Annotated in this window: 12 protein-coding genes; all 12 read left to right on the top strand. The window is 34.2% G+C overall.

Annotation, left to right across the window (positions count from 1 at the left end):
* Window positions 1-41 precede the first annotated feature (41 nt).
* Window positions 42-830: a DUF3388 domain-containing protein gene (locus V7056_RS03700; protein WP_499699407.1), complete on the top strand. Its 789-nt coding sequence runs from the start codon at window positions 42-44 to the stop codon at window positions 828-830.
* Window positions 831-850: 20 nt separating this feature from the next.
* The gene (locus V7056_RS03695; RefSeq protein ID WP_499699406.1) at window positions 851-1765 is read left to right on the top strand and encodes a helix-turn-helix domain-containing protein; all 915 of its coding nucleotides are present in this window, start codon (window positions 851-853) and stop codon (window positions 1763-1765) included.
* Window positions 1766-1839: 74 nt separating this feature from the next.
* The gene (pgsA, locus tag V7056_RS03690; protein WP_499699404.1) at window positions 1840-2418 is read left to right on the top strand and encodes a CDP-diacylglycerol--glycerol-3-phosphate 3-phosphatidyltransferase; all 579 of its coding nucleotides are present in this window, start codon (window positions 1840-1842) and stop codon (window positions 2416-2418) included.
* A gap of 24 nt (window positions 2419-2442) precedes the next feature.
* Window positions 2443-3693, top strand: coding sequence for a competence/damage-inducible protein A (locus V7056_RS03685; protein WP_499699402.1), 1251 nt, complete (start codon window positions 2443-2445; stop codon window positions 3691-3693).
* Window positions 3694-3949: 256 nt separating this feature from the next.
* Window positions 3950-4990, top strand: a complete 1041-nt coding sequence (gene recA / locus V7056_RS03680; RefSeq protein ID WP_499699400.1) for a recombinase RecA — start codon at window positions 3950-3952, stop codon at window positions 4988-4990.
* Between the two features lie 540 nt (window positions 4991-5530).
* Window positions 5531-7102, top strand: coding sequence for a ribonuclease Y (gene rny / locus V7056_RS03675; protein WP_499699398.1), 1572 nt, complete (start codon window positions 5531-5533; stop codon window positions 7100-7102).
* A 192-nt stretch (window positions 7103-7294) separates the two neighbouring features.
* Entirely contained in the window at window positions 7295-8092 is a 798-nt protein-coding gene (locus V7056_RS03670; protein WP_499699397.1) for a TIGR00282 family metallophosphoesterase, read from the top strand.
* Between the two features lie 122 nt (window positions 8093-8214).
* Window positions 8215-8475, top strand: coding sequence for a stage V sporulation protein SpoVS (spoVS, locus tag V7056_RS03665; RefSeq protein WP_088041153.1), 261 nt, complete (start codon window positions 8215-8217; stop codon window positions 8473-8475).
* Between the two features lie 127 nt (window positions 8476-8602).
* The gene (locus V7056_RS03660; protein ID WP_499699394.1) at window positions 8603-9529 is read left to right on the top strand and encodes a dipeptidase; all 927 of its coding nucleotides are present in this window, start codon (window positions 8603-8605) and stop codon (window positions 9527-9529) included.
* A 230-nt stretch (window positions 9530-9759) separates the two neighbouring features.
* Window positions 9760-11517 carry a 2-oxoacid:acceptor oxidoreductase subunit alpha gene (locus tag V7056_RS03655; RefSeq protein ID WP_499699392.1) on the top strand — a complete coding sequence of 586 codons (1758 nt, stop codon included), beginning with the start codon at window positions 9760-9762 and terminating at the stop codon, window positions 11515-11517.
* Window positions 11504-12370: a 2-oxoacid:ferredoxin oxidoreductase subunit beta gene (locus V7056_RS03650; RefSeq protein ID WP_499699390.1), complete on the top strand. Its 867-nt coding sequence runs from the start codon at window positions 11504-11506 to the stop codon at window positions 12368-12370. Before V7056_RS03655 ends, V7056_RS03650 begins: the two co-directional genes overlap by 14 nt.
* Window positions 12371-12474: 104 nt before the next feature.
* Window positions 12475-12843, top strand: a 369-nt coding sequence (locus V7056_RS03645) for a hypothetical protein (RefSeq protein WP_499699388.1), incomplete at its 3' end; no start/stop codon positions are given.

Here is a 12843-nt window from a genome sequence, read left to right as displayed (position 1 = left end):
AAAAGGTAGAGTAAAAGTAGTTATATTAAGGGGGTATAAGTATGCAGTTAGTTGAATGGTACTTTGAGTATGAAATACATAAAAATCGCCCTGGGCTACTTGGAGATATTGCTTCACTTATTGGTATGTTAGGGATTAATATATTAACGATTAACGGTGTTGCTACGATGAAACGTGGAATGCTACTTGGTTGTGATAATGATGATCAAATTACTAGATTTGAATCAATTTTAAATACAATGGACAATATAACAATAATTAAACTAAGAAAACCGACACTTAGAGATCGTTTAGCTGTTAGGCATGGTTCATATATTCAACGCGATGAAGATGATAAAAAAACATTTAGATTCGTTCGCGATGACCTAGGTATGTTAGTTGATTTTATGGCTGAGTTATTTAAGATGCCAGGACATAAGCTAATCGGAATTAGAGGAATGCCTCGTGTTGGGAAAACAGAATCAATTGTAGCGGCAAGCGTTTGTGCAAATAAGCGTTGGTTATTCGTATCTTCAACGTTAATAAAGCAAACTTTAAGAAGTCAATTAATAGAAGATGAGTATAATTCAGAAAATGTATTTATTATAGATGGCATACTATCTCATAGAAGAGCAAATGAGCAACATTGGCAACTGGTTCGTGAAATCATGGCAATGCCTTCTGTAAAAGTAGTAGAGCATCCTGACGTATTTGTACAACAGACTGAATACTCATTAGAAGATTTTGATTACATAATAGAACTAAGAAATGATGAAAACGAAGAAATTAAATATGAACTAGTAGACCAAAATAAAGATGGACACAACTCGTTCTCAATGTTTGATTTTTAAAGTTAGTTGGGGTGTAAATTGTGACAGAATTAGGAAAAATATTACGAGAAGCTAGAGAAGCTAAAGGTTTATCGATCGATGATGTGCAAGAATTAACAAAGATACAGAAACGCTATTTAGAAGCGATTGAAGAAGGTAACTATGAAATTTTACCTGGACAGTTTTATGTGCGTGCTTTTATACGTCAATATGCAGAAACAGTAAATGTTGATGTCTCGAATTTCTTAGTTGAAAAGCCAACAGTAGAAGACGCTGAAGAAGGTTCAATTCAAGTAGAAGAAGTTAAACATGAGGAAATGCCTACACGTTCTTCAAAGCTTAAAGAACCATTAGGTGTGAATGTGAAGTCATCACGCGTAATGGATTATTTACCAAAAATATTAATTGCCATTCTCATTATTGGCATTTGTATTCTAATTTACGTGATGTTCCCAACAAAAGATCATAATAATTCTGCAAATACAAATCAATCTAATGCAAATTCAGAAATTGAAAAACCTGACAATAATGCTTTAGATGAAACAAATAAAGATGATCAAGCAACAAACGAAGATACGAAAGATGATGTTACTCAGGATGAAGAAAATCAAACTGAAGAAACAACACAAAAAATTACTGTAGATTCTGCTGAAGGCAAATATACAACTGTGTCATTAACTGGGACTGATGAATTTAAACTAGAAGTAATTGGCGCTACTGGTGATGTGTATCTTGGAATTAAAAATAAAGCTGGATCGTCACTGTTTGCAGGTATGATCAATGAATCTAAAAATCAGACTTTTGATTTTACTGATGAAGAAGAAGTAACATTAAATATTGGTGCAACACAAGCTGTTGAATTAAGAATCAATGATGAAGTATTTGAGTTCCCTGTTAGTCCAATGGATTCAGTACACCAATATATTACGATTAAAAATTTAAAAATGAATCAATAGTCATCTTCAAGATGGCTTTTATTCATTTCTCATAAATTAGCTTCATTTTTTAGAAAGTTTTGGAGGTTTTTACCATGAATTTACCAAATAAGATTACAGTATCAAGGGTATGCTTAATACCACTATTTATGATTGTTGTGTTAATTGACTTCGGATGGGGGAATGTTACATTACTTGGTGACTCCATACCCGTTAATCATCTCGTAGGGGCGGCTATCTTTATCATAGCATCCGTTACTGATTTTATAGATGGTCATTTTGCACGCAAGTATAACTTAGTAACAAACTTTGGGAAGTTTTTAGACCCACTTGCAGATAAGTTACTAGTTTCTTCTGCTTTAATTATTTTAACTGATTTTCATTACGTACCAGCATGGATCACAATTGTGATAATTAGTAGAGAATTTGCCGTAACTGGATTAAGAATGATTTTAGCTGGATCTGGTGAAGTTCATGCGGCAGCAATGTTAGGGAAAATTAAGACATGGGCTCAAATTGTTGCAATTTCTGCTTACTTCTTACATGATTTCCCATTTAACTTCTTACCGTTTTCAATTGCTGACGTATCTCTATGGGTTGCACTTTTCTATACTGTGTATTCTGGTTGGGATTACTTCTATAAAAATAGAGAAGTTCTTATTAAATCAATGTAACTTGTATTAATGGGAGGAAATGATATGAAAAAGGCTGAAATTATTGCGGTTGGAACCGAACTTCTATTAGGTCAAATTGCGAATACCAATGCTCAATTTTTAGCTAAACACTTGTCTACACTTGGTTATCACCATCATTTCCAAACTGTTGTAGGAGATAATGCAGAACGATTGAAGCATGTATTAGAGGTTGCCACAACACGCAGCGATCTAATCATATTAACAGGTGGGCTTGGACCAACTAAAGATGATTTAACAAAAGAAGTTGTCGCTGAATTTTTAAATGAAACATTGGTCATTCATGAACCTTCATTACAATTTATCGAACAATATTTCTTAAAAGTTAACCGACCGATGACTGAGAATAATAAAAAACAAGCTTTAGTTATTCATGACGCACATGTTTTAATCAATCATAATGGAATGGCTCCAGGGATGGTTTACGAAGGTGAAAATAAACAATTTGTATTGTTACCAGGTCCCCCAAAAGAAATGATTCCAATGGTAGAAAATGAATTAATTCCTTATTTCTTAAAAGGTAAGGAAACAAGCACAATTGTATCAAAGGAACTTAAGTTTTTTGGAATTGGCGAGTCTATTTTAGAAACGAAGATTATCGATTTACTTGAAAATCAGTCGAACCCAACCATTGCTCCCTTAGCGAGTGAAGGTGAGGTTATGCTTAGAGTTACTGCAAGTGCTGAGAATGAAGTAACTGCTAATAAATTAATTGCGCAAGCTGAACATCAAATCCGAGAGCGTGTAGGACAATATATATATGGCTCAAATGGCGATAATTTGTTCAGCGTACTTTCAAAAAATTTAAAAGAACACAATCTATCATTATCAGCTGCTGAAAGCTTAACAGGTGGATTATTTAGTAAACGAGTGACAGATATTCCTGGTAATTCGTCGATCTTTAAAGGAAGTATTGTTTGTTATTCAAATGAAGTGAAACAAAATCTATTAAATGTTCCAAAAGAATTACTTGAAAAAGAAGGCGCTGTGAGTATTGAGTGTGCTAAGTCGTTAGTTGAAAACATTCAAAGAATCACACGGAGTGATGTCTCAATTAGCTTTACGGGAGAAGCTGGACCAATTGCAACTGAGGAAGTACCTGTAGGTAAGGTTTTTATCGGTATTAAAATTGGTGAATCTCCAGCTGTTGTTAAAGAATTCCAATTTAGCGGAAGTAGAGAACAAATTAGGCTTTCTAGCGTGAAAAACGGAGCAAGTCTATTAGTGAAATTAATTAATGAAAGTCAAGACTTATAAATTATAACTTCATATTTTATAATTAGAAAGCTCGGTTAAATTACCGAGTTTTTTAATTTTCATATACTTAATTTAATAGTTTTTTAGTTTTATAGAGGATAAAATACGAAACAAACGTTTCTATTCTGGGGAATTCTACTTTGAATACAAAAAATATCGAATAAACGTTCTATTTTTTTGTTGGCAAACGAACAAAAAACAGTTATGATGTAAATATAAGATATATAAATGGATTGTAATTTGAGGAGGAAAATAAATGAGTGATCGTCAAGCTGCTTTAGAAATGGCTTTAAAACAAATAGAAAAACAATTTGGTAAAGGTTCAATTATGAAGCTTGGTGAGCAAACTGATCGCCAGATTTCAACTATTTCTAGTGGATCGTTAGCGCTAGATATAGCATTAGGTGTAGGTGGTTATCCAAGAGGCCGTATTGTCGAAGTTTATGGACCTGAGAGTTCAGGTAAAACAACTGTAGCACTACATGCTATTGCAGAGGTTCAAGCTCAAGGTGGACAAGCAGCGTTTATTGATGCTGAGCATGCATTAGATCCTATTTATGCTCAAAAGTTAGGCGTAAATATCGATGAATTATTATTATCTCAACCGGATACAGGGGAACAAGCACTTGAAATTGCAGAAGCATTAGTTCGAAGTGGTGCAATTGATATTATTGTTGTCGATTCAGTTGCAGCTTTAGTTCCAAAAGCCGAAATTGAAGGAGATATGGGAGATGCTCACGTTGGTTTACAAGCTCGATTAATGTCACAAGCATTACGTAAGCTTTCTGGTGCAATCAATAAATCAAAAACAATTACAATCTTTATTAACCAAATTCGTGAAAAAGTAGGGGTAATGTTTGGTAACCCTGAAACAACACCAGGTGGACGTGCGTTAAAATTCTATTCATCTGTACGTTTAGAAGTGCGTCGTGCTGAACAATTAAAACAAGGTAATGATATTGTTGGTAATAAAACGAAGATTAAAGTTGTTAAAAATAAAGTAGCGCCTCCGTTCAGACAAGCAGAAGTGGATATTATGTACGGAGAAGGAATCTCTAAAGAAGGAGAAATCCTAGATATTGGTTCTGATTTAGATATCGTTCTTAAGAGCGGTGCTTGGTATTCATACAATGAAGAGCGTCTTGGACAAGGTCGTGAAAATGCTAAGCAATTCTTAAAAGAAAATAAAGATATACGTGATACTGTTAAAGCATCTATTCGTGAGCACTATAGTTTAGATAAGACTGTAACTGTACCTGATGAAGATGAAGATCAATTTTCTTTATTAGAGGAGTAAGCTTTTGAAATGATGAATTAACTACTTAGTAATTGTTTATCTAAATAGTTAATAGCTTTATTTAGTAAAAAGCGGGTGCTACCAATCAGCACTCGCTTTTTTTAATAGTTAAGAATAATTGCATTTGGAATTGAAACTAAGTAGATCATTTGATTTTAAAGTCCGTAATTCAGAATAGAAGACTCGATAAAAGAATTTATTGAACTCAAACTATCAAATTTTAGGATAGATTTATAAATAAAATTGAATAAATAAAGACGAGTATTTTTCAATATATTTTTCTTTTATAGTATAAAATTTTACATTCTATGTATGAAATCTAGTAAAAATGTAATAAATATTGATAAATCAAGCAAGTAAGCAGGTTACAAGGCTTGACATCATTTGGTAAGAGATTTAATATTTAAGTGTATATTCTAAAAAAATATTACTTTGAAATGAAAATTGAATTTTAATGTGCTGTATGTTGATGCAATTTATTAATACAATATACAAGCCGACAAAAATGAAACTAATTAAATAGCAAGAGGAGGTGAAATCATGGGTGCACAAGATATAATTTGGATCATCTTCGTATTGCTTGCCACTTTCGGAGTCGGTTACGTTGTTGGATTTTTTGTTCGTAAGTCCATTGCAGAAGCTAAAATTAATGGCGCAACTAATCATGCAAATCAAATTATTGAAGATGCTAAACGTGATTCAGAATCAATTAAAAAAGAAGCTTTGTTAGAAGCAAAGGACGAAATTTACACAATTCGTACAGATGCAGAAAACGAAATTCGAGATCGTCGTAGTGAAATACAAAAGCAAGAAAATCGTTTGATGCAAAAAGAAGAGAATCTTGACCGTAAAGATGATGGACTTGCTAAACGTGAGTCTTTACTTGAAAGAAAAGAGGATTCTCTTGTTTTAAAACAACAGCAGATAGAAGAACTGGAAAGCAAGATAGAGGCATTAATTGCTGCTCAGCAAGAAGAGTTAGAACGTATTTCTAGCTTAAATCGTGAAGAAGCAAGACAGTTAATTCTTTCTAAAGTCGAAAATGAGCTATCCCATGAAACAGCAATTTTAGTAAAAGAAACAGAAGCTCGTGCAAAAGAAGAGGCTGATAAGAAAGCTAAGGATATCTTATCATTAGCAATCCAGCGTTGTGCTGCAGATCATGTTGCTGAGACAACAGTATCTGTTGTAAATCTTCCAAATGATGAAATGAAAGGCCGTATTATCGGTCGAGAAGGTCGAAACATACGTACTTTAGAAACATTAACAGGTATTGATTTAATTATTGATGATACGCCTGAAGCTGTTATTTTATCAGGTTTTGATCCAATTCGTCGTGAAACTGCGAGAATTGCATTAGATAAGTTAGTACAAGATGGTCGAATCCATCCAGCTAGAATTGAAGAAATGGTTGAAAAATCAAGACGTGAAGTAGATGAGTACATACGTGAAGTCGGTGAACAAACTACTTTTGAGGTTGGCGTTCATGGAATTCACCCAGACTTAATTAAAATATTAGGTCGTCTGAAATTTAGAACTAGTTATGGTCAAAATGTGTTAAAACACTCAATGGAAGTAGCAAATCTAGCGGGTCTAATGGCAGCTGAGCTTGGCGAAGATGTAAAGTTAGCTAAACGCGCAGGATTACTTCATGATATTGGTAAAGCAATTGACCATGAAGTTGAAGGTAGCCACGTTGAAATCGGTGTTGAACTAGCGACTAAGTATAAAGAACATCCAGTAGTTATTAATAGTATCGCGTCACACCACGGTGATACTGCTCCTACATCAATTATTGCTGTATTAGTAGCAGCTGCTGATGCATTATCTGCAGCTAGACCAGGTGCAAGAAGCGAAACATTAGAAAACTACATTCGTCGATTAGAAAAACTAGAAGAAATTTCTGAATCGTATGAGGGTGTTGAAAAGTCATTCGCTATTCAAGCAGGCCGAGAAGTACGAATCATGGTGAAACCAGATACGATTGATGATTTACAAGCTCATAGATTAGCAAGAGATATAAGAAAACGTATAGAAGATGAACTGGATTATCCAGGGCATATCAAAGTTACGGTTATTCGTGAAACTCGCGCTGTTGAGTATGCAAAATAAAGTGGCAATTGCCACTTTATTTTCTTTTATGTGAAATAATTGGAGCTCCAACTAAACAATCTGATCTTTCTCATGGATGAAAGATTTTGATTGTACTAGTAAAGGAGCTTTTCATATTTTTGGGTAATATAGTAGGTAAGATATTTGTATGTTCTATAAGAAGAATATGCAAATTTGGAAGGATGTAAGAAGATGAGAATTTTGTTTATTGGTGATGTAGTAGGTTCAAATGGTAGAGATATGGTAAAGACACATTTACAATCTTTAAAAAGAAATTTTAGTCCTTCAGTAACGATTATAAATGGGGAAAATGCAGCACATGGTAAAGGGATTACTGAGAAAATCTATCGTGAATTTTTAGAGTTAGGTGCTCAGGCAGTCACACTTGGTAACCATGCATGGGATAAAAAAGAAATATTTGAATTTATCGATCACGCAAAGTATCTGGTAAGGCCAGCAAATTACCCAGAAGGAACGCCAGGAAATGGTTTGGTATTTTTAAACTTCAATGATATAGAGATTGCCGTGATTAATCTACAAGGGAGAACATTCCTACCAGCGATTGATTGTCCGTTTAAAAAAGCAGATGAGTTAATTAAACTAGCTAAGAAAAGAACAAATATCATTTTTGTCGATTTCCACGCGGAAGCTACAAGTGAGAAAATTGCAATGGGATGGTATTTAGATGGTCGTGTAACAGCGGTTGTAGGTACGCATACACATGTTCAAACTGCAGATGAAAGAGTGTTACCTGAGGGGACTGCATTCATAACTGATGTTGGAATGACTGGTCCATATGATGGAGTGCTTGGCGTTACAAAGGAAGCAGTCTTAAAAAAATTCTTAACGAATCTTCCAGTACGCTTTGAAGTGGATGAAGGAAGAGGCCAGCTAAGTGGTGTAATCATTGAATTAGACAAGAATTCTGGAAGAGCGAAATCAATAAAACGTATCCAAATTAATGACGATCATCAAGCCTTACTATCTTAATTAAAAGAATAGTAAAAATTTTTAAAAAACTTTAAAAATTTAGCAGGAATATCTTCTTGTTATCAAGAATAGTTTTTATTGTACACAATAATAGCTTTTTTAGTAACAAGGAGGATCTAGGAATGGAAATATTAAAAGTTTCAGCAAAATCAAACCCTAATTCTGTAGCAGGAGCACTTGCAGGTGTATTAAGAGAGCGTGGCACTGCAGAGATTCAAGCAATCGGCGCTGGTGCATTAAACCAAGCAGTGAAAGCAGTTGCAATTGCAAGAGGATTTGTTGCACCAAGCGGAGTGGATTTAATTTGTATCCCTGCATTTACAGACATTCAAATCGATGGGGAAGAGCGAACAGCGATCAAATTAATCGTTGAACCTCGTTAATAATAACAACCTGTTAGCAACATGCGAGCAGGTTGTTTTATTTTGCACTTTTATAATAAACATACATGATAGGAAGAATATGATAGAATAATGTAAATAGTCTAATAAATCGGAAGGAAGTTACGATATGAAAATATTTGATGCACATTGTGACGTATTGATGAAACTATTAGAAAAGCCTTCAATCAATTTTCACAATGGTGAGACCCTGCAAGTTTCAGTAGAAAAATTAAAACAAGGAAATAGCAAAGTACAATGCTATGCAATTTATATTCCTGAAAGTATACATAAATTAATCAAATTTGATGCGGCATTGCAATGTGTTACTCTATTTTATGAAAAAATTGCTACATCTGAGAATAATATTAAAGTAATTCGGAGAAAAGAAGATGAGACGACATTACAATCACATGAAATGGGTGCAATTTTAACGCTTGAAGGTTGTGACGCATTATTAGGTGATATTAATCGTTTAAAAATTCTTCACCGTCTAGGCGTGCGTAGCGTCGGTTTAGTATGGAATTTTGCGAATGAGGCAGCTGATGGTATTCTTGAGGAACGAAATGGTGGTCTAACGAATTTTGGTAGAAGTGTAGTTCATTACTTAAATGAGCATAATATGTGGTGTGATCTTTCTCATTGTAGTGAAGCAGCTTTTTGGGACGCATTTCATCAAGCGAAATATCCTACTGCTACACATTCAAATGCAAAATCAATTTGCAAAAACCCGCGAAACTTAAATGACGAGCAATTAAAAGCAATGTTTAGTCGAAATGCAATAGTAGGTATTAATTTTTATCCTCCATTTGTAGTAGATGAAGGTGCTGCAACAATTTCTGATTTGATTAAACATATTGATCATATGTGTGCTCTTGGTGGCGAAAAATGTATCGCGATGGGCTCTGATTTTGATGGAATCGAAAATCATCCAACGAATTTACATCACGTTGGACAATATCAAAATCTTACAAATGAACTCCTTAAATTTTATACTGAAGAACAAGTAAAAGGCTTTATGTACAACAATTATTCATCCTATATACATTTTAAATAACAGGTTATTTGTTCAGAATAATAAAAATATAAAAATTATAGGAATAATTTGTGCTAAAATCATTGATTTTTTTGAATATAAGGTCTAGAATTGAAAGCGAATTAACTCATATCAAAAGATATGTTTTAAATCGCTTTCATTCTTTTTATAAAAAAATGAATGATATGCAAATATGCAATATTTTAATTTTTAATTTACTACGAATGAGGGCATTCAAAGGGGTGTAGGAAATGATAGAACAACTTTCATGGAAAGTTGGAGGACAACAGGGTGAAGGTATCGAAAGTACAGGAGAAATATTTGCAATTGCGTTAAACCGTTTAGGTTATTATTTATACGGTTACCGACATTTCTCTTCACGTATTAAAGGTGGTCACACAAATAATAAAATTCGTGTAAGTACAACTGAAGTTCGCGCAATTTCAGATGACTTAGATATTTTAGTAGCCTTTGACCAAGAAACGATCGATGTGAACTTTTATGAATTACGCAAAGGCGGTATTGTAATCGCTGATGCTAAATTTAATCCGACAATTCCAGATTCAACTGATGTAACGCTTTATTCAATTCCATTTACAGATTTAGCAACTGAGCTTGGTACTTCATTAATGAAAAACATGGTTGCAGTTGGAGCTTCAAGTGCAATTTTAGGTCTTTCAATTGAAGTTTTCAGAGAAGTTGTAGATGAAATATTTGGTAAAAAAGGTCAACAAATTGTTGAGAAAAACATAGAAGCAATTGCACGTGGAGCAGAAGAAATGAGAGAAATGCTTGGCGTGAATGTAAATAAAATGCAATTAGCAGGTGCTGATGGCAAAAAACGTATGTTCTTAATCGGTAATGATGCAATCGCAATGGGTGCACTAGCTGGTGGTTCTCGTTTTATGGCAGCGTATCCAATTACTCCGGCATCTGAAATTATGGAATACTTAATTCAAAAATTACCTAAGTTTGGTGGAGCAGTTATCCAAACTGAGGACGAGATTGCTGCATGTACAATGGCGATTGGTGCAAACTACGCTGGTGTACGTACATTAACAGCTTCAGCTGGCCCTGGATTATCATTAATGATGGAAGCAATCGGTCTGTCAGGTATTACTGAAGTTCCTCTAGTAATCGTTGATACACAACGTGGTGGTCCAAGTACTGGTCTTCCTACAAAACAAGAACAATCTGATTTAATGGCTATGATCTATGGTACTCACGGTGAGATTCCTAAAGTAGTAATCGCTCCAAGTACAGTAGAAGAAGCATTCTACGATATGGTGGAAGCGTTTAACGTAGCTGAAGAATATCAAGTTCCTGTTATCCTAATTACAGACTTACAGTTATCTCTTGGTAAACAAACTGTAGAACCTCTTCAATTTGAGAATGTTCAAATTCGTCGTGGTAAGTTTGATTATAAACAAGAGTTACCTGTTCCAGAAAATAAAGAGTACTTCAAGCGTTATGAAGTGACTGAAGACGGAGTATCTCCACGTGTAGTACCAGGTATGAAAGGTGGAATTCACCACGTTACTGGTGTTGAACATGATGAAATGGGTAAACCATCTGAGTCACCGATTAACCGTAACCAGCAAATGGATAAACGTATGCGTAAGTTAAACAACCTACGTTTCCCAAATTCAGTGTTAGTTAATTCTAAATATGATGATGCAGATGTATTATTAGTTGGTTTTAACTCAACTCGTGGTGCGATTGAAGAGGCAATGGTTCGTTTAGAGCAAGAAGGCATTAAAGTAAATCATGCTCACATTCGCTTAATTCACCCATTCCCAACTGCTGAGCTTTTACCAGAGCTTAAAAAAGCTAAACGTGTAATCGTTGTTGAGAATAATGCTACTGGTCAATTAGCAAGCATTATAAAAATGAATTGTGGTCATGCTGAAAAGATTTCAAGCTTCTTAAAATATGATGGAAATCCTTTCTTACCAAAAGAAATTTACAACACTTGCAAGGAAGGAGTTGTTCTAAATGGCAACATTTAAAGAATTTCGTAATAATATCAAACCAAACTGGTGTCCTGGATGTGGAGATTTCTCAGTTCAAGCATCAATTCAACGTGCAGCAGCTAATGTTGGTTTAGAACCTGATAATCTTGCAGTAATTTCTGGTATCGGATGTTCTGGTCGTATCTCTGGATATATCAACTCTTACGGTTTACATGGTATCCATGGTCGTTCACTTCCAATTGCACAAGGTGTAAAAATGGCTAACCGTGATCTAACTGTTATCGCTTCTGGTGGTGACGGAGATGGATTCGCTATCGGTTTAGGTCATACTATCCATGCAATTCGTCGTAACATCGACATTACTTATATCGTAATGGATAACCAAATTTACGGATTAACAAAAGGTCAAACTTCACCTCGTAGTGATGTAGGCTTCAAAACGAAGAGTACGCCACAAGGTTCAGTAGAATCAGCACTTTCTGTAATGGAAATGGCGCTAACAGCTGGTGGAACTTTCGTTGCACAAAGTTTCTCAAGTGACTTAAAAGAATTAACTTCATTAATCGAGCAAGGTATCAATCATAAAGGATTTTCATTAATCAACGTATTTAGTCCATGTGTTACTTACAATAAAGTAAACACTTATGATTGGTTTAAAGAAAACCTAGTGAAACTTTCTGACATTGAAGGATATGATCCATCAAATAAAGAAATGGCAATGCAAACATTAATGCAAAATAAAGGTTTAGTAACTGGTCTTATCTACCAAAATAAGGAACAAAAATCTTACCAAGAATTAATTTCTGGGTACAGTGAAAATCCACTAGTGGAATCTGACCTTCAATTAGAAAAAGATCAATTCGAAAAATTAGTTGCTGAATTTATGTAATAAAAAAACTCCTCATTTTTGAGGAGTTTTTTTGTTTTGATATAGAATGTATTGTATACGGATTTAAGATTCGTTACATAGTATGAAAAACAGGAGTTATTCAGATGAAAATTAAACAATTCAGTTTTGCTTTTCTCTTTTTCTATTTCTTCTTTTTAACTTTTACTTTGACATCAAGTGCAGATCATAGTAAGCAAGTTGTTAGTCCTAAAACGATTCAATTTAAAGGAGAAAATACTTTCTGGTCTGTAGATTTTCGTGAATATGTAATTGGTACTGAAATTAGTTTGGAGACTTTTATTACTTACAAAGGTTCTTTTGATTCATTACATACCTCCTCATCAAGATTTCATACATTTATATCAGATAATCAGTTTGGAGGAGTTCATTATAGATTTACACTAAATCGTCAAGGTAAATATCATATGAAACCTAAAGTATGTTATGGATGTCAAATGCTAAATAATCAAGAA

The sequence above is a fragment of the Bacillus sp. JJ664 genome (assembly GCF_036962205.1).
In the GTDB taxonomy this organism is placed as follows: Bacteria; Bacillota; Bacilli; order Bacillales; family Bacillaceae_G; genus Gottfriedia.
Note: the sequence above shows the minus strand (reverse complement) of the source record. Positions and strands in the feature narration are given on the sequence as shown.